Origin of the sequence: Agrobacterium tumefaciens, from assembly GCF_013318015.2 — a bacterium.
Lineage (GTDB): Bacteria > Pseudomonadota > Alphaproteobacteria > Rhizobiales > Rhizobiaceae > Agrobacterium > Agrobacterium tumefaciens.
Genome location: NZ_CP115842.1, coordinates 995,968 through 1,015,192 on the forward strand (window position 1 = coordinate 995,968; position 19,225 = coordinate 1,015,192).

Here is a 19,225-nt window from a genome sequence, read left to right on the forward strand (position 1 = left end):
ATCTATTAATGGTAAAGAATTTGTTGACATTCTTTTGTTATGCATGACGACGCCCGATGCGTTTTCGCAATCGAAATGATATTCGAGAGAACGAAAGACTGACGATGACAAAGATGATCCTTTCAAATGTCCGCAAATTCGGCTGCATGATGGTTGCAGGTCTGGCGATCTCGCTGGCCCCCGTCTCGGCCCGGGCCGATGCTGGGTTCAAGCAGTGGATCAACCAGTTCTACGCAACAGCCGCGAAAGAAGGCATTAGCAAGGCGACCTACCAGAAAGCCTTTGCTGGTGTCAGCGAGCCGGATCCGGATGCGCTGCGCAAGGCGACCTTCCAGCCGGAATTCACCACCCAGATCTGGGATTATCTCGATTCCCGCGTCAACCCCTATACGGTGCGCATCGGCCGCGAGATGAAGATGAAGCACGCGACGACGCTCAACTGGATCGAGCGCAACTTCAACGTCGACAAACATATCATTCTCGCCATCTGGTCGATGGAATCGAATTACGGCGCGGTTCTCGAAAAGCCGGAGCGCCTGCACAATATTCCGCAGGCACTGGCCACGCTCGCCTATTCCGACCCCAAACGCGCCAAGTTCGCGCGCACGCAATTGATCGCCGCACTCAAAATCCTGCAGGCAGGCGATGTCACGCCCAAGCAGCTGACGGGTTCCTGGGCGGGGGCAATGGGCCATACCCAGTTCATTCCGACCAGCTACCTGCTCTATGCTGTCGATGCGGACGGCAACGGTAAGCGCGACATCTGGCACTCGGTTCCGGACGCGCTGGCGACGGCCGCCAATCTACTCGCCAAGAATGGCTGGGAACCCGGCCGGACCTGGGGTTACGAAACAGCCGTGCCGCGTGGCGGCGCCCGTTATGAGGGGCAGACGAAGTCCATTGCGGAATGGACCAAGCTTGGCTTTGCCCGCCCGAACGGCAAGAATTTCACCCGCGGCTCCGATCGCGCCATGCTGAAACTGCAGGGTGGGGCAAATGGTCCAGGTTTCCTGATGATGAAAAACTTCTTCACCATCAAGAAATACAACGCATCCGACAGCTATGCGCTGGCCGTTGGCCTGCTTGCTGACGAGATCGCCGGTTATGGCGGCATGCAGCAGAAATGGCCGCGTCCGGACGGCACGCTGGATATTCGTGAAAAATTCGAACTCCAGACCCGCATGAAGGAACTTGGCTATTACGATGGCGAAGTCGATGGCAATTTCGGCTCCGGCTCGAAGGCGGCGATCAGCGCCATCCAGTCGCGCATGGGCCTCGAAACCGACGGTCAGCCGTCGCAGCGATTGCTGAGAGCACTGCGGAATTGATAATATGCCGGTGAATTCGGCGGCGGTCTTCAACGCCGCCGAAGCATCCGGAAGGATCGATGTCATGAGTAGGAAACCTGCGGCGAAAAGCACAAGTACGGGCTGGCGCATCTGCGCCATCATTCTTTGTGCTGTCTTGTGCACGCCGCTTGTCCCTTCGCAAACCTTCGCCCAGGAACAGCGACGCACCCTTTTCGAAATGCTGTTTGGCCGGCCCGTGGGCCGGGAGGACACGCCCGGCCGCGAATACCAGCCCCGCAGTCGCCGGGATTTCCCGGCTGCCCCGCGTGAAAAATCAGTCACCCGTCCGCAACCCGCAAGAAAAGCGCCTTCGGTGGTTCAAATGCGAACCATAAAACCGGAGCCGACCGCCAAGCTTGAAAATGCCAGGCGTGTTCTGGTCGTCGGTGATTTTCTGGCCGGTGGCATGGGGGAAGAATTGGTCAATGCCTTCGCCAGCTCTCCGGGAATTTCGGTCGATGTGCGCGCGAATGGTTCTTCGGGCCTCGTACGCACGGATTATTACGACTGGTTCGCCAATCTGCCGCAGTTCATAACCGAAACAAATCCCGCCACCATCGTCATCATGATGGGATCGAACGATCGCCAGCAGATGCAGATCGGCGATACCAGGGAAAAATTTGGCACCGATGTCTGGTTCAAGGAATATGAGCGGCGGATCGATGAACTTCTGACCCTTGCCGGCCGCCCGAAGGTGCCGCTGCTGTGGGTTGGCCTGCCGGCCTTCCAGTCAACCTCACTCTCGGCCGATCTCGTCGGCTTCAACCGGCTTTATCGCAGCCATATCGAAAAATACGGCGGCGAATTCGTCGATGTCTGGGACGGCTTTGTCGACGAGGCCGGTAAATTTGTCATCACCGGCTACGACATGAACGGGCAGCAGGCCCGTCTGCGTGAGGCAGATGGCGTCGGCATGACGCAGGCCGGCAAACGCAAGCTTGCTTTTTACGTCGAGAAATTCGTGCGCAGGCACCTCGACAGCGCCGGACCGGACCTCGTGAAACTGGACGGCAGCAATTTGCCTGCACTCACCTCCCTGCCCGCGCTTGGCATCGACGCGGGACAGGTGCGCACCCAGCCGATCAGCCTGACCGATCCGAACCTCGATGGCGGTGACAAGCTGCTTGGCGATGTCCCTTCGACGGCCGTATCGGCACGTGTCTCGGTGGTGGAATCGCCACGCGAACGGCTGACCAAGCGGGGCGAGATGGCCGATGCACCGGCGGGTCGTATCGATGACTACCGGATTGTCCCGGATACTGCTCAGGCCAGACAGTAGCCACTTCTCCGCCGTCGCTACGGCTCGAACCGGCGTAATGTTGAGGCAACCCGGCAATGGCAGGATAAATTCAGCTTTGCAGCAAATGCGGGGTCGGCCAATTGCCCTCCCCTGCCCGCGTCTTACTGCACGGTGATATTTATCCGATGCCCCCGCGCCCCTTCCTCTCCGGGAAGGCGTACGCCAGACACTGCCGAGAACAATTCATGCGCCTGCTGCTTGTTGAAGACGAACGCGAAATGGCAGCAGCCCTTTCCGCCGCCCTGCACCGGTTCGATATCATCGTGGACAATGTCGGCACGCTCGATCTTGCCCGGCATGCGATCATGGACGGTGTTCACGATCTTGTCGTACTCGACCGGCAATTGCCCGATGGCGATGGCATCCAGCTTATAGAAGATCTGCGTCTGCTTCCCGTCACACCGCCCGTCATCGTGCTGACAGCGCAAGGCACGCTTGCGGATCGGGTGAACGGCCTGAACCTTGGTGCGGACGATTATCTGGCCAAGCCCTTCGCTGTCGAGGAACTCCTTGCTCGCATCCGCGCCCTGATGCGCCGGCCAGCCGGCAGCGTGACGATGACGGCGAAACTGGGCAAGCTGGAATTTTGCTTCGAAACCCGCGAAGTCCGCATCAAGGGAGAGTTTATTCCCCTGACCAGACGCGAATTGCTGATCCTTGAAGCCCTGTTGCGTCGGCAGGGCAGAACGGTGCTGCGATCGGTACTGGAAGAGGCGGTTTATAATTTCGACGATGAAATCCAGTCGAATGCGCTTGATTCCCATATCTCCCGTCTGCGCCGCAAATTGCAGGCAGCGGATGCGGGTCTGGAGGTTCACGGTATTCGCGGCGTCGGTTATCTGCTGAGGGCGGCCTCATGAAATCGGCCGGAAGGAAATCGCTCAAGCGACGCCTGACCATTCAATTGCTGCTTTTCCAGATCGGCAGCCTTTTCATCGTCACTGCCGCCTTCGTCGCTTACCTGTCCAGCGGCGCTTCGGGCAGCGCCCTTCTCAGCCCGGCAGCGGCCCAGATTACAGCCAATGCCATCATGCGTGACAAGGATGGCCGGCTGATGCTTGACGAAACAAATGAATTTGTCGAGCTGCGCGACAGCATGCCCGGTTTCTGGTTCGTTGCAGTCAGCGAGAAAGGTGAGATCGTGCAGGGTGGGCCGGTGCCTGAGGCCTTTAGCAACATGGATCAACAGCTTAGCGACGTCAAAGTGTCGGACGTACGCGATGCGGCATTGTCCTACTCCTATCTTGCTGTCTTGCGAATCGCCGTCGTGCGTCGTGCATCGGGACCGGCGGGCGAATTCGTTATGGTCGGCAAGGGCGGAGCCTTCAGTATGGCATTCCCGGTCCTGCTGTTCTCCAACATACTGATCATGCCGATCCTCCTTATCATGTCCATTGTGACAATCGTGACCATTCCATGGATCATCCGTCGGGAATTTTTCGCACTTTCCGCAATTGCGCGAACGGCGGAAAGCATCGACATCGACAAGCGCGGATATCGATTGCCGGATGGCGATATTCCATGGGAGGTGCAGCCGCTCGTGCATGCCGTCAACGGCGCGCTGAAACGGCTGGACGATGGTTACGAGCGGCACAAGCGCTTCATTCTCGACGCCGCCCATGAATTGCGGACCCCTGTCGCCATTCTCCAGACCCGTGTCGAAACGTTGCTGGACGGACCGGACCGGAGCCGGATATTAGCCGATGCCAGCCGTCTCGCCGTGCTTGCCGAACAGTTGCTCGATCTGCAACGACTTGGCGGGCAAAAGGCGCCGCTTATTCCACTAGATCTTGTTGGCCTCTGCCGGTCTGTCGTCGCTGATATGGCGCCGCTTGCAATCTCTCAAGGCTACGAACTTTCGTTCGAGCCGGACGAAGAGCCGATCCTCGCCCTTGCCGATGACGCCTCGCTGCAACGCGCCCTGATGAACGTCGTGCAAAACGCCATCGAACATGGCGGCAATCGCGGAACGATCACCATAAAAGTGGGGGCCAACCGCGTGATCGACATATCCGACCAAGGCAACGGAATTCCCGAAGAGGACCGGGAAGCCGTGTTTGACGCATTTCACCGGTTGATACCGAAGGATCGCGGTACCGGGCTCGGTCTCAATCTCGTGCAGGAAATCGTCCGCTACCATGGAGGGGAGATCACCATCAGTGATTCCCCATCCGGCGGCGCCTCCTTCCGTATCAGCCTTCCCTATTGCTGACACGAACCCCGTCTTCGGAAGCACGTAGTGTCATCGCAATTCTCAGGCGCGATATGTTGCCGTCCCCCTGCATGCGACACCTCCATCGCGTTTCGGTTCTCCAGTCAACCGAAAGGCCTGTTGTGAAACACAACAGGCCTTTTTGTTTTCGTTACGACGGCTTGCGCCGCGTCAACTCGCTCAGCGCGGAAGGACGGTTGCGCCCATCAGCTCTTCGTCGATCGCACGTGCGGCCTGACGGCCTTCGCGGATTGCCCAGACCACCAGCGACTGGCCACGGCGAACGTCGCCCGCCGCCCACAGCTTGTCGACCGAGGTCTTGTAGTCCGTTTCGTTGGCGATCACGTTGGTGGAGCCGCGACGATCGGTGTTGAGCGACAGCTTGCCATCCATTTCCTTCAGCACGCTATCGGTGAAAGGACCGGAAAAACCGATGGCGATGAAGGCGAGATCAGCCTTGATGATAAATTCCGTACCGGCAATGGGCTTGCGCCGGTCGTCCACCTGACAGCACTTCACACCCGTCAAAACGCCGTCTTCACCGACGAATTCAAGCGTGGCAACCTGGAACTCGCGAACGGCACCTTCTGCCTGCGAAGAAGAGGTGCGCATTTTCGTTGCCCAGAAGGGCCATACGGCAAGCTTGTCTTCCTTTTCCGGCGGCATCGGGCGGATATCGAGCTGGGTGACTTTAACCGCACCCTGACGGAAGGCCGTGCCGACGCAGTCAGACGCCGTATCGCCACCGCCGACGACGACGACATGCTTGCCGCCGGCGAGGATCGGATCGGCCGGCCAGCCGATGCTGTCGATGTTTTCGCGGCCAACGCGGCGGTTCTGCTGCACGAGATAGGGCATGGCGTCGTAAACGCCATTGAAATCGGCGCCACCGATGCCAGCCGGGCGCGGAGTTTCCGAACCGCCGCAATAAAGAACCGCATCGTGATCAGCCAGAAGCGCTTCGACCGTTACATCCACGCCGACGTTGACGCCGCAATGGAAGGTAACACCTTCACCCTTGATCTGCTCGACACGGCGGTCGATGAAGTTCTTCTCCATCTTGAAATCCGGAATACCGTAACGCAGCAAACCGCCGGGCTTTGATTCACGCTCGTAAACGTGGACCTCATGACCGGCGCGGCCAAGCTGCTGCGCTGCCGCCATGCCGGAAGGACCGGAACCGATGATGGCGACCTTCTTGCCGGTGTGGATCGTCGCCGGCTTCGGCACGATAAAGCCCAGCTCGTAGGCCTTGTCGGCAATCGCCTGCTCCACGGTCTTGATGGCGACCGGTGCATCCTCGAGGTTCAGCGTGCAGGCTTCCTCGCAGGGTGCCGGACAGACGCGGCCGGTGAATTCCGGGAAGTTGTTGGTGGAATGGAGGTTGCGGATCGCCTCTTCCCAATTGTTGTTATAAACCAGATCGTTCCAGTCGGGGATCTGGTTGTGCACGGGACAGCCCGTCGGGCCGTGACAGTAGGGAATGCCGCAATCCATGCAGCGCGCCGCCTGCTTCTGCACCTCGGCATCCGACATCGGAATGGTGAATTCGCGGAAATGGCGGATACGGTCCGATGCGGGCTGATACTTGCCCACCTGCCGGTCGATCTCAAGAAAACCTGTAACCTTGCCCACGTTTATGTCCTCACATCAAAGCGGAGCGCCTGTTAGGCCCCAGTACCAGTAAGCGAAACCGAAAGCCGCCCCCAATACGATGAATTCAAATCCGGTCTCGCCGCTTGTCCAATAGATCACCATGGGAACGGCGACCGCGATCATCAGCGAGACCAGTTGGTGTAGTATCCCCACGCGGCGGATTATTCCGCCGCGACGCCCATACGCATGCGCTCCATTTCCTCAAGCGCACGACGGTATTCGACCGGCATGACCTTGCGGAATTTCGGACGGAACTCGCTCCAGCGGTCGAGTATATCCTTGGCGCGTGCAGAGTTGGTGTAGTGGAAGTGATTGGAAATCAGCTGGTAGAGCCGCTCCTCGTCGTGACGCGTCATGTCCTCGGATACGTCAACGCGTCCCTTGTGCATGAGGTCGCCACCGTGATGGTGCAGCTTCTCGAGCATGTCGTCCTCTTCCGGAACCGGCTCCAGCTCGACCATGGCCATGTTGCAGCGGGTGGCGAAATCGCCCTTCTCGTCGAGAACGTAAGCCACGCCACCGGACATGCCGGCCGCGAAGTTGCGGCCCGTCTCGCCGAGCACCACGACAATACCGCCCGTCATATATTCGCAACCGTGGTCGCCGACACCTTCGACAACCGCGACCGCGCCGGAGTTGCGCACTGCAAAGCGCTCACCCGCAACACCACGGAAATAGCACTCGCCGGTGATGGCGCCGTAAAGAACGGTGTTGCCGACAATGATCGAGTTTTCAGCGACGATACGGGTGTTTTCCGGCGGGCGCACGATGATGCGGCCACCCGAAAGACCCTTGCCGACATAGTCGTTGCCGTCACCCACCAGATCGAAGGTGATGCCGCGAGCGAGAAACGCGCCGAAGGACTGACCAGCCGTGCCGCGCAGCGTCACGTGGATCGTATCGTCCTTCAGACCCTTATGGCCCCAGCGCTTGGCAAGCGCGCCTGACAGCATGGCACCGGCGGAACGGTCGACGTTCTTGATCGGCACTTCGAAAACGACAGGCTCGCGGTTTTCCAGCGACGGTAGCGACTTCTCGATCAGCTTGCGATCGAGAATATCGTCGATCGGGTGCTTCTGACGCTCGGTCCATAAAGTTGCCTCCTTGGGAGCCTCTACCTTGTGGAAGATGCGGCTGAAATCCAGACCCTTGGCCTTCCAGTGCGCCAGCATCTCATCCTTTTCGAGAAGTTCGGAAGCGCCGATGATCTCGTCCAGCTTGGTAACGCCAAGCGAGGCGAGTATTTCGCGCACTTCTTCAGCCACGAAGAAGAAGTAGTTGATGACGTGTTCCGGCGTGCCCTTGAAGCGCTTGCGCAGAACCGGGTCCTGCGTTGCGACGCCGACGGGGCAGGTGTTCAGATGGCACTTGCGCATCATGATGCAGCCCGCAGCAATCAGCGGCGCGGTGGCAAAGCCGAATTCATCCGCACCAAGCAGCGCGCCGATGATGACGTCGCGGCCGGTCTTCAGACCACCATCCACCTGCAGCGCGATGCGCGAACGAAGGCCGTTCAGCACCAGCGTCTGCTGGGTTTCGGCAAGGCCGATTTCCCAAGGCGAACCGGCATGCTTCAGCGACGTCAGCGGCGAAGCACCGGTGCCGCCATCGAAACCGGCGATGGTGATATGGTCGGCGCGCGCCTTGGCGACACCCGCCGCAACCGTGCCAACGCCCACTTCCGACACGAGCTTCACAGAAACATCTGCTTCCGGGTTGACGTTCTTCAGGTCGTAGATCAGCTGCGCCAGATCTTCGATGGAGTAGATATCGTGGTGTGGCGGCGGCGAAATGAGGCCGACGCCCGGCGTGGAGTGACGGGTTTTTGCAACCGTGGCATCCACCTTGTGGCCGGGCAGCTGGCCGCCTTCGCCGGGCTTGGCACCCTGCGCGACCTTGATCTGCAACATGTCGGCATTGACGAGATATTCCGTCGTAACACCAAAGCGGCCGGATGCGATCTGCTTGATGGCGGAACGCTCGGGGTTCGGCTTGCCGTTCAGAAGCGGCATGTAACGGTCGGATTCTTCGCCGCCTTCGCCGGTGTTGGACTTGCCGCCGATGCGGTTCATCGCAATCGCAAGCGTGGTATGCGCCTCGCGGCTGATCGAGCCGAAGGACATGGCGCCAGTCGAGAAGCGCTTGACGATATCGACCGCCGGTTCGACGTCGTCGATGGAAACCGGCTTGCGGCCGAGCGCTTCCGCCGATTTGACCTTGAACAGGCCGCGAATGGTGTTCATGCGCAGCGCCGTCTCATTCACCATGTCGGCAAATTCACGGTAGCGCTCCTGGCTGTTGCCGCGCACGGCGTGTTGCAGCGAGGCGACGGCATCCGGCGTCCAGGCGTGGCTTTCGCCGCGCATGCGATAGGCATATTCGCCGCCGATATCGAGCGTGTTGGCAAGGATCGGATCCTTGCCGAAAGCCGCTGTGTGGCGCGTTACGGTTTCTTCGGCGATCTCGGTCAGACCCACGCCCTCGATGGAGGTGGCGGTGCCGAAGAAATACTTCTCGACGAATTCCGACGACAGGCCGATGGCGTCGAAAATCTGCGCGCCGCAATAGGACTGGTAGGTGGAAATGCCCATCTTGGACATGACCTTGAGGATGCCCTTACCCACCGCCTTGATGTAGCGATAGACGACTTCGTCGTCCGACACTTCCTTCGGGAAGGCGCCGTGCTTGTGCATGTCGAGCAGCGTGTCGAAGGCGAGGTAGGGGTTGATCGCCTCCGCGCCATAGCCAGCGAGCAGACAGAAATGATGGATTTCGCGCGGTTCGCCGGTTTCAACGACGAGGCCGACCGAGGTGCGCAGACCCTTGCGGATCAGGTGGTGATGCACAGCAGCCGTCGCCAGCAGCGCGGGGATCGCAATCCGGTCCGGGCCGAGCTGGCGGTCGGACAGAACGATGATGTTGTAACCACCGCGAACAGCGGATTCAGCCCGCTCGCACAGGCGGTCGAGCATGTCAGGCATGCCTTCGGCGCCGCGCTCCACATCATAGGTGAAGTCGAGCGTCTTGGTATCGAAACGGTCTTCGGTGTGGCCGATGGAGCGGATCTTTTCCAGATCGCCATTGGTGAGGATCGGCTGGCGCACTTCCAGACGCTTGGCACGGGCCGCACCCTCGTGATCGAGAAGGTTCGGGCGTGGGCCAATGAACGAAACGAGGCTCATCACCAGTTCTTCGCGGATCGGATCGATCGGCGGGTTGGTCACCTGCGCGAAGTTCTGCTTGAAATAGGTGTAAAGCAGCTTGGACTTGTCCGACATGGCCGAAATCGGCGTATCGGTACCCATCGAGCCGATGGCTTCCTGGCCCGTTGTTGCCATCGGCGACATCAGGAGCTTGGTATCTTCGCTGGTGTAACCGAAGGCCTGCTGGCGATCGAGCAACGACACGTCACGCCGCAGCGCCCGTGGCTCCACCGGCTTCAGATCCTCAAGAATGAGCTGGGTGCGGTCTAGCCAGGTGCGATAGGGGTGCTTGGCAGCAAGCTCGTGCTTCACGTCCTCGTCGGAAATGATCGAGCCCTTTTCCATGTCGATCAGCAGCATCTTGCCGGGCTGCAAACGCCACTTCTTGATGATGCGTTCTTCCGGAACCGGCAGCGTGCCGGCTTCCGACGCCATGATGACGCGGTCGTCGTCGGTGACGAGATAGCGCGCCGGGCGCAAACCGTTACGGTCGAGGGTTGCGCCGATCTGCTTGCCATCGGTGAAGGCAACGGCGGCCGGGCCGTCCCACGGCTCCATAAGCGCGGCATGATATTCGTAGAAAGCCTTGCGTTCAGCCGACATGGACAAGTTGCCCGACCAGGCTTCCGGGATCAGCATCATCACGGCATGGGCCATGGAGTAACCGCCGCGCACGAGGAATTCGAGCGCGTTGTCGAAGCAGGCGGTGTCCGACTGGCCTTCATAGGAAATCGGCCAGAGCTTGGAGATATCGTCACCGAACAGCGCCGACGAAACAGACGCCTGACGCGCCGCCATCCAGTTCACGTTGCCGCGCAGCGTGTTGATCTCGCCGTTATGGGCGACCATGCGATAGGGATGCGCGAGCTTCCAGGACGGGAAGGTGTTGGTGGAGAAACGCTGGTGCACCAGCGCAACCGCGGATTCGAAACGCGGGTCCGCCAGATCCTTGTAATAGGCCCCAACCTGATAGGCGAGGAACATGCCCTTGTAGACGATGGTGGAGGAGGACAGCGAGACGGGATAGAAATCCTGCGTTTCCTTGCCGCCGCCCTCGTCGTAGATGCGGTTGGAGAGAACCTTGCGGATCAGGAACAGCTTGCGCTCGAAGTCATGATTGGTCGCCGCATCGCGGCCGGCGCCGATGAAAACCTGAACATGGTGCGGTTCGGTGCCAGCGATATCGGGTGCCTTGGAAAGGGAAGAATTGTCGACTGGCACGTCGCGGAAGCCGAGGAACTGCTGTCCCTCCTCGCCGATCACGTCGACAATGACCTTCTTGTAGTGATCGATACGGGACGGATCGCGCGGCATGAAGATGTGGCCAACGGCATATTCGCCAGCTTTCGGCAGCGTCACACCCTGGCTCGCCATTTCCTCGCGGAAAAAGCGGTCGGGGATCTGCACGAGAATGCCCGCACCATCGCCCATCAGCGGATCAGCGCCGACAGCACCGCGATGCGTCAGGTTTTCAAGAATGAACAGGCCGTCCTTGACGATCTGGTGCGACTTCTGACCCTTCATATGGGCAACAAAGCCGACGCCGCAGGCATCGTGCTCATTGCGCGGATCGTAAAGACCCTGCTTTTCCGGCAGGCCGCCCGCGAAACGCCCCTTCGCAGAAACGGGTGCGGCCGCAGCCGCGGTGGGACAGTCTGTGGTCAGGGTTGCGGCGACGTTGTCTGCCTGCAGCTTGTTTGTCATTTTCGTCCCTCCTGCAAAATTACTTGCATGGTTTCATGCGAAGATCCGGCTCGACACGAATTTCGCTTTCCGAAAAATCCGCATTCAATCCGGCTCGACCAAATTTAGGACAGCAAAGCTGTCTCAATTCGAGAGAATTTTGGCAGAAACCCGCGGGTTTAGCAAGGGTGCGAATCCAATTAGTCGCAGTGCCGATTTGCAGCGAAGTTTCGATACTGACCCATTGCGCGAAACTTTCTTGTCACAAAACGCTTCGGGCCGTTGCTTTCATTGCCGGATTTGCCAACCGCGAGGTTAGGTCCTAGAACTTTGCGGATCATCGTCAACGCATTCCCAACACCAGCACAACAGCCATCGGAAAGCTTTCAGAGATGTTTTTTGCCTCAGACAACTGGGCCGGCGCCCACCCTGCCATCAACGAGCGCCTTTCGCGGGAATCCACCCGATTTGCGGCTGCCTATGGCACCAGCGCCCTCGACCTTTCCATAGAAAAGCGCTTCAATGAAATATTCGAACGCGAAGTGGCGGTGTTTTTCGTCGCCACAGGTACGGCGGCCAATTCTCTTTCGCTGGCAAGCATTGCCCGCCCCGGCGGCCTGACCTTCTGTCATTCCGAAGCCCATGTGATCGAGGATGAATGTGGAGCGCCGGATTTCTTCTCCGGCATGCGCATGGTTGCCGTCGAGGGACCGAACGGCAAAATGCTGCCGGAAAATCTGATCGAGCGCATTTCGCGCTATCCGCAGGACGCCGTTCATCACGGACGCGCCGCAGCGGTTACGATGACACAGGCAACCGAGGCCGGTACTGTCTATACGCTCGATGAAATCGACGCGATTGCCAAAATCGCCAAGGAGAACGGCCTGCCGCTGCATATGGACGGCGCGCGCTTTGCCAATGCGCTTGCCGCACTCGGCACCACGCCCGCCGAAATGACCTGGAAACGCGGCGTTGATGTGCTCTCTTTCGGTGGCACGAAAAACGGCTGCTGGTGCGCGGAAGCGATCGTGTTTTTCGACCCCGCGCTCGCCAAAGACTTCGCCTTCCTGCGCAAGCGCACCGCCCAGCTTTTTTCGAAGTCGCGCTTCATCGCCGCACAATTCGAAGCCTATCTGCAGGACGGTCTCTGGTTGGGTCTCGCAAGCCACGCCAATGCCATGGCCAATCGGCTGCGGGCCGGCTTCGCCTCGCTTAACAGTGCCCGTCTGGCATGGCCAACCACTGCAAACGAGGTTTTCGCCATTCTGCCGAAAGCCGCCGCTGAAGCGGCAACGGAGAAAGGCGCGAAGTTCTACGACTGGCTGGTGCCCCGCGATATGCCGGAAAAGGTCGGAAAGGACGAGGTGCTGATCCGCATGGTCACCAGCTTCGCAACGACCGAGGCTGATGTCGACGAATTCCTGTCGATCTGCGCCGCCGTCTGACAAAACATTCGGGGGCGCCGTTTCTTAACGGCGCCCTCAAACCTCCTGCAGCCGGTAGCCGACACCAGTTTCCGTAAGGATATAGCGCGGCTGATCCGGAATTTTTTCGATCTTCTGGCGAAGCTGGCGTACGTAAACGCGCAAATATTGCACGTCGGTCAACTCGTCCCACACATGCTCCAGCAGGAAACGGTGCGTCAGCACCTTGCCCGCATGCTGGACCAGGACCCGCAGAATATCATATTCCTTGGGCGAGAGTTTCACCTCCCGGTCCTCCACCTTGACGATGCGTCTGACGAGATCGACCGAAAGATCGCCGGTATGAAACACCGGTCTCTCACCCTGGCTCTGAAGGCGATGGCGCAGGGCGACACGAATGCGGGCAACAAGCTCGTTCATGCCGAAAGGCTTGGTGATGTAATCGTCGGCACCCAGCTCCAGTGCCTTGACGATACCCGCCTCGTCAGTGCGGCTGGAAAGAATGATGACGGGTAGGGAAAGTCCCTCGCCCCGCCATTTCTCCAGAAGCTCGTGTCCCGACATATCCGGAAGACCGAGATCAAGGACCACGAGATCGGGCTTGTCCTCGTTCATCAACTCCATCGCGACGCGGGCATTCATCGCCTCGCTGACCGCATAGTCCTGCGTCGAGAGACCGACCCGCAAAAGTTTGCGGATCGGCGGTTCATCGTCGACGATCAGAATGCGAACGGCGGAATTGGTCATTGCCGATCTCCTTCAGCCCTAGTCATGATTCAGCACCGGCACTTCGGCGGGAACGGGCAGGCTTATGGTAAATTGCGCGCCCGTGCGACCTGATCTGTTTTCAGCGCGGATAGATCCACCCATGGCCTCGATAAACCCCTTGCAGATGGAGAGCCCGAGGCCGGTCCCGGCCTGCACATGGTCCGCCTTGCGCACACGGTAGAAACTGTCGAACACCCGCTCGGTATCATCAGGGGGAATACCCGGCCCCTCGTCGGCAACGGACAGGAAGACATGTCTGCCCTGCCGCCACCCGCGAATCTGGATTAGGGTTTGTTCGGGCGCGTATTTGGCGGCATTGTCGATCAGATTGAACAGAACCTGCTCAAAAAGCACCGGATCGACCTTCAGCATCGGCAGATCGGAGGGAATGTCCAGAACGATCTCGTGCCTGACAATTATTTTCGCCGCGCGTGAAAGCGCTGTTCCGACCATATCGCCAACAAAGTGCAATCCGTAATTCGGCTCCATCGCGCCCGAACCGATCCTCGTCATATCGAGCAGGTTGGAAATGAAGCGGTTCAGCCGTTCGGATTCCTCGACGATGGTTAGAAGCAGTTCGGTGCGCGCCTCGAGCGGAATGTCGTCGGCGAAATCCTTCAGCGTTCCGGCGGAACCCAGAATGGCGGCGAGTGGCGTTTTCAGGTCGTGGGAGATGGAGGTCAAAAGCGCGGTGCGCAGCCGGTCGGTTTCCGCCGCAAGCCTTGCCCGATCGACATCCGAAACCAGCTGGATGCGCTCGATGGCAAGTGCCGCCTGATCCGCCAGCGCATCGAAAAGCCGCTGCTGCTCAGGTGTGAAAAGCGGGCCAAGCCGGTCGTCGTCCAGCCCCACCACCCCGACGGCGCCGCTGCCGGTGCGCAGCGGCAGATAAAGGCGTTTGGCACCCGGGAGCGTATCGGCGCCCCGGCCTGCAGCCTTGTTATGTTCCCAGGCCCAGTGAGCGGCCGCAATGTCCGCATCCACGAGCGTGTCATCGGGCGGATAGCCCGCCTTGACGGTGATCGAATTGTTTTCGGGCAGAAGCAGGACGACCCTGACTTTCAGCATCGACGCCATCTGGAACGCGGTTGCCCACAATACGTCATCCAGCGTGCCGGTAACCGCGAGTTTTTTGGAAAAAAGGTACAAATCTTCCGTGGTTCGCGCACGCATCCGTGCAGCTGCGGCCTGCCGCTGCACCGCCGCAGTCAGATTTGAGGCGACAAGCGCCACACCGAGATAGAACAGCAGCGCCACAACGCTTTCGGGATCGCGGACAGTCAGGGTATAACGCGGTTCAAGAAAGAAAAAATTGAACGCAAAGGCACCAAGCAGGGAAGCATAAAGGCCAGGCCCCAGCCCTCCGCGCACGGCCGCCGCAAAAACCGCCATCAGGAACACCAGCGCCAGATTTTGAACATCAAGGGCTTGGTCAAGTACGATGCCGGCTACGATTGCCAGTCCGACAAACAGGGTGCTGTTGAGATAGGGCAGTATCGAAAACCGCGATTGAGCCGTTGCCGGCTTCACGGTCTGGACCGGCTTCTCCGCGTTTTTGTCGCCGGAAATGACATGCACGCTGATATCGCCGGCATGGTCTATCAAATCATGCGTCAGCGAACGCTGCAGAATTCTCTGCCACCACGACCTTCTGGGACGGCCGATGATGATGTGGGTGAAGTTATTGGCGTTGGCATAGGATATGATTTCGTGCGTCAGGTCGAGCGCCGGCAGTGTTACTGTCTCGCCGCCCAACTGCTGCGCGAGCCGCATGGTGCCGGCCAGCCGATCCTTCTCCGCCTCCGACAATTGCTGAGAGCGAGGCGTGTCCAGATGCAGTGCCGTCCACGGCGCGCGCAGGCGATCGGCCTGCCTACGGGCATAACGCACCAGACCGGGGCCGTTGCCGCCGTGGTCCAGACAGACCAGAACACGGTCTCCCGCAGCCCACGGCCCGGAGATGGCGTGCGACTGCATGTGGTTGAGCAATTGCTCGTCCACCCGTTGCGCTGTGCGCCGTAGCGCAAGCTCGCGCAGGGCCGTCAGATTGCCGCGCGAAAAATAGTTCTCGATGGCGCGCCGCGCGGTGCGGGGCATATAGACCTTGCCGTCCTGCAGGCGCTTGATCAGATCGTCGGGGGTGATATCGATGATCTCAACATCGTCAGCCCGGTCAATGATGCTGTCCGGCACCGTTTCGCGCACGCGGATACGGGTGATCTGCGCCACCACATCGTTCAGGCTTTCCACATGCTGAATGTTCAATGTCGTATAGACATCGATGCCCTGCGCGAGAATTTCCTGAACATCCATATAGCGCTTGGGATGCCGGCTGCCGGCCGCATTGGTGTGGGCCAGCTCATCGACCAGAACCAGCGCCGGTCGACGGGCGAGAATGGCGTCGAGATCCATCTCGTTCAGCGACTGGCCGCGATAATCAATGTTCCGGCGCGCAATGATCTCGAAACCCTGCACAAGTGTTTCGGTTTCCTTGCGGCCATGCGTTTCCACGACACCGATAATGGTATCGACACCATCTGCGAGTTTTGCCCGGCCAGACATCAGCATTTCATAGGTCTTGCCGACACCGGGAGCTGCGCCCAGAAAAATCTTCAGCCGCCCTCGCGCCTCGCGCCGGGCGTTTTCAAGCAGCGCATCCGGCGATGGTCTGCTCGGCATATCACGATTATCGTCAGGCATTTAACTCACCAGTGGACAAGCTATGGCTTCCAAAGAAGCCATAGCCATTTCAGTTCATGAGCCGGCTGCGTCAAGAGCCATGTTGAGAGCCAGCACATTTACAACGGGCTCGCCCATGAAGCCCAATTCAGGCGCCTCCACATGGGCGTCGACGACGGCGCGCAGTGACGCTTCGTTCATGCCCCTTGCCTTGGCGACACGCGAGACCTGAAAATAGGCGGCCTCAGGCGACACATGCGGGTCAAGACCGCTGCCCGATGCCGTCACCAGATCAATGGGAACCTCGGCTGCCGAATTTTCGGCTTTAGCAGCCTCGTAGTCCTGCTTCACCCGGTCGATAAGCTTTGCGCTCGTCGGTCCCAGGTTGGAGCCGGAAGACGACGCGGCATTGTAGCCGTCGCCGGCAGCTGACGGCCTGCCGTGGAAATATTTCTCGCCGGTGAAGGCCTGCCCTATCAATTGCGACCCGACAACAGTCCCATTCTTCTCGATCAGACTGCCATTTGCCTGGAAGGGAAAGATAGCCTGTGCAAGGCCCGTCATTCCAAGAGGATAGGCAAGGCCGGTGATTGCGGTGGTGGCAAGGATCAGCACCAGTGCGGGACGTAGCTGTTTCAACATTTCCATACTCCTCAGGCGAGACCAAGCGCCGTAATGGCGAGGTCAATGGCCTTGATGCCGATGAAGGGCACGATAATGCCGCCCAGACCATAGATGACCAGATTGCGCGACAGCAGCGCCCCGGCCCCGATCGGGCGGTATTTGACGCCCTTCAGCGAGAGCGGGATGAGCGCGATGATGATGAGCGCGTTGAAGATGATGGCAGACAGGATCGCACTTTGCGGTGTCGAAAGACCCATGACATTCAGCACGCCAAGCTGCGGATAGAAGGCCAGGAACATTGCCGGGATGATGGCGAAATATTTGGCGATGTCGTTGGCGATGGAGAATGTGGTTAGCGCGCCGCGCGTCATCAGCAATTGCTTGCCGATTTCGACGATTTCGATGAGCTTGGTCGGATCGCTGTCGAGATCGACCATGTTGCCAGCCTCGCGCGCTGCGACCGTGCCGGTGTTCATGGCGACACCCACATCGGCCTGCGCCAGTGCGGGCGCATCGTTCGTGCCGTCACCGCACATGGCGACGAGCTTGCCCTTGGCCTGTTCCTCGCGGATAAGCTCCAGCTTGTTTTCCGGGGTCGCCTGGGCGAGGAAATCGTCCACCCCTGCTTCCGCCGCGATGGCAGCGGCCGTCATGGGATTGTCGCCGGTGATCATCACCGTGCGGATGCCCATGCGGCGAAGTTCGGCGAAGCGCTCGCGAATGCCGCCCTTGACGATATCCTTCAGCTGCACGACGCCGAGCAGCTTTCCGTCGCGCACGACGGCAAGCGGTGTGCCGCCTGTCTTGGCTATCTCTTCCGCGATCGTGCGGATGTCGCCCGTTACATCCGTTTCGGTTTTAACGGCAAGCGCCGTATTGCCTTGCTGCGTAACACCGCCATCGACATAGGAAAGAACGGCATCGACAGCCCCCTTGCGAATGGAAGAGCCTTCGAAATCCACACCGCTCATGCGGGTCTGGGCGGTGAAGGGCACGAAAGTGGCGTGCAGTTTCTGCATGTCGCGGGCACGGATGCCGTATTTTTCCTTGGCGAGAACGACGATGGAACGGCCTTCCGGCGTTTCGTCGGCAAGCGATGCAAGCTGCGCCGCATCGGCCAGTTCCTGTTCGGAAACACCGGTGACGGGGCGGAATTCGGTTGCCTGGCGGTTGCCGAGCGTTATCGTGCCGGTCTTGTCGAGCAGCAGCGTGTCGACGTCGCCGGCGGCTTCCACCGCGCGGCCGGACATGGCAAGCACGTTGAAACGCACCAGCCTGTCCATGCCGGCAATGCCGATCGCCGACAAGAGAGCGCCGATGGTCGTCGGGATGAGCGTCACAAACAGCGCCACCAGCACGATGATCGGGATGGAGCCACCGGCATAGGCCGCAAAGCTCGGAATGGTCGCGGTGGCCAGAACGAAGATGAGCGTCATGCCCGCAAGCAGAATGTTGAGCGCGATTTCGTTCGGCGTCTTCTGGCGCTCGGCGCCTTCAACGAGCGAAATCATCCGGTCGAGGAAGGTGGAGCCGGCAGCAGCGGTGATGCGAACCCTTATCCAGTCCGACAGCACCTGCGTACCACCGGTGACAGCCGAGCGATCGCCGCCGGATTCGCGGATAACAGGGGCGGATTCGCCCGTTATTGCCGCTTCATTGACTGAGGCAACACCTTCGATGACTTCACCGTCGGACGGAATGATGTCGCCAGCCTCGACGAGAACGACATCGTTCACCTTGAGGCCAGCGCCGGCTACCATCGTATATTGGCTACGATCATCACCGGTCAGAAGTTTCGCCTGGGTTTCCGTGCGGGTTTTCCGCAGCGAATCCGCCTGCGCCTTGCCGCGCCCTTCGGCTACGGCCTCGGCGAAATTGGCGAAGAGAACGGTGAACCAAAGCCATAGATTGATCTGGAAGGAAAAGCCGAGATTTGCATTGCCGATGATGAGATCGCGAACGAACAGCACGGTAGTCAGCACCGATACCGTTGCCACGACAAACATGACCGGATTGCGCGCAAGCGTGCGCGGATTGAGCTTTTTGAATGCGTCGGCAATTGCCGGAACGAGAATGCGAGAATCAAGGATGCTCGCTTGTTTGGACTGGCTCATGAAGAGACTCCAGCGTTTGAAACAGGGCGACCGATGAGGGTCGATCAGCCCGTGAGAACTTCGAGAGCGCAGACGGCGGCGAACAGAGCCGCCATCATTGCAAGAATGAGATTGGATGCGCACCAGCCGCCCGGGCCGGCGCTCCCGTGAACAGGAGCGCCAGTGCGGACAGGAAGGGTGCGGTTACGTCGGGGAGTATCCTTCGTCATGGCA

General features: G+C 59.6%; 13 protein-coding genes. 5 read left to right on the forward strand and 8 right to left on the reverse strand.

The genetic code is table 11. The annotated features are described in order from the left end of the window. The first annotated feature begins 104 nt into the window (after positions 1–104). The 4 genes from G6L97_RS18055 to G6L97_RS18070 all read left to right on the forward strand — a co-directional run bounded on the left by G6L97_RS18055 (position 105) and on the right by G6L97_RS18070 (position 4,861). Entirely contained in the window at positions 105–1,328 is a 1,224-nt protein-coding gene (locus G6L97_RS18055) for a lytic murein transglycosylase (RefSeq protein ID WP_003511460.1), read from the forward strand. A 64-nt stretch (positions 1,329–1,392) separates the two neighbouring features. Beyond that, positions 1,393–2,628: an SGNH/GDSL hydrolase family protein gene (locus G6L97_RS18060; protein WP_035200604.1), complete on the forward strand. Its 1,236-nt coding sequence runs from the start codon at positions 1,393–1,395 to the stop codon at positions 2,626–2,628. A 206-nt stretch (positions 2,629–2,834) separates the two neighbouring features. Further along, positions 2,835–3,509: a response regulator transcription factor gene (locus tag G6L97_RS18065; protein ID WP_003511462.1), complete on the forward strand. Its 675-nt coding sequence runs from the start codon at positions 2,835–2,837 to the stop codon at positions 3,507–3,509. After that, entirely contained in the window at positions 3,506–4,861 is a 1,356-nt protein-coding gene (locus tag G6L97_RS18070; protein ID WP_065704448.1) for a sensor histidine kinase, read from the forward strand. Before G6L97_RS18065 ends, G6L97_RS18070 begins: the two co-directional genes overlap by 4 nt. Positions 4,862–5,041: 180 nt before the next feature. Here the strand turns inward: G6L97_RS18070 and G6L97_RS18075 are convergent, their stop codons facing one another. From G6L97_RS18075 to gltB, 3 genes are read right to left on the reverse strand one after another with little or no spacing between them, the layout of a single operon-like run. Next, positions 5,042–6,496 (reverse strand): glutamate synthase subunit beta, encoded by a 1,455-nt coding sequence (locus G6L97_RS18075; RefSeq protein WP_003511464.1) that lies wholly within the window; start codon positions 6,494–6,496, stop codon positions 5,042–5,044. A gap of 15 nt (positions 6,497–6,511) precedes the next feature. Continuing rightward, positions 6,512–6,670, reverse strand: coding sequence for a hypothetical protein (locus tag G6L97_RS18080; protein WP_158006613.1), 159 nt, complete (start codon positions 6,668–6,670; stop codon positions 6,512–6,514). A gap of 8 nt (positions 6,671–6,678) precedes the next feature. Beyond that, positions 6,679–11,424 carry a glutamate synthase large subunit gene (gene gltB / locus G6L97_RS18085; RefSeq protein ID WP_065704450.1) on the reverse strand — a complete coding sequence of 1,582 codons (4,746 nt, stop codon included), beginning with the start codon at positions 11,422–11,424 and terminating at the stop codon, positions 6,679–6,681. 371 nt (positions 11,425–11,795) lie between these two features. Here gltB and G6L97_RS18090 point away from each other — a divergent pair, with 371 nt between their 5' ends. After that, a complete protein-coding gene (locus G6L97_RS18090; protein ID WP_174003498.1) occupies positions 11,796–12,848 on the forward strand; it encodes a threonine aldolase family protein in 1,053 nt (350 codons plus the stop codon). Positions 12,849–12,884: 36 nt separating this feature from the next. Here G6L97_RS18090 and G6L97_RS18095 read toward each other — a convergent pair whose 3' ends face one another. Genes G6L97_RS18095 through G6L97_RS18115 form a run of 5 tightly spaced genes read right to left on the reverse strand, consistent with a single transcriptional unit; the run spans position 12,885 to position 19,221 of the window. Beyond that, positions 12,885–13,574, reverse strand: coding sequence for a response regulator transcription factor (locus tag G6L97_RS18095; protein WP_003511468.1), 690 nt, complete (start codon positions 13,572–13,574; stop codon positions 12,885–12,887). 18 nt (positions 13,575–13,592) lie between these two features. After that, a complete protein-coding gene (locus G6L97_RS18100; protein WP_019564930.1) occupies positions 13,593–16,295 on the reverse strand; it encodes a sensor histidine kinase in 2,703 nt (900 codons plus the stop codon). Between the two features lie 54 nt (positions 16,296–16,349). Beyond that, on the reverse strand, positions 16,350–16,916 hold the full coding sequence (gene kdpC, locus G6L97_RS18105) for a potassium-transporting ATPase subunit KdpC (RefSeq protein WP_025595364.1): 567 nt from the start codon (positions 16,914–16,916) through the stop codon (positions 16,350–16,352). A gap of 11 nt (positions 16,917–16,927) precedes the next feature. After that, entirely contained in the window at positions 16,928–19,012 is a 2,085-nt protein-coding gene (kdpB, locus tag G6L97_RS18110) for a potassium-transporting ATPase subunit KdpB (RefSeq protein WP_174003502.1), read from the reverse strand. 44 nt (positions 19,013–19,056) lie between these two features. Then, positions 19,057–19,221 carry a hypothetical protein gene (locus tag G6L97_RS18115; RefSeq protein ID WP_162995269.1) on the reverse strand — a complete coding sequence of 55 codons (165 nt, stop codon included), beginning with the start codon at positions 19,219–19,221 and terminating at the stop codon, positions 19,057–19,059. Positions 19,222–19,225 lie beyond the last annotated feature (4 nt).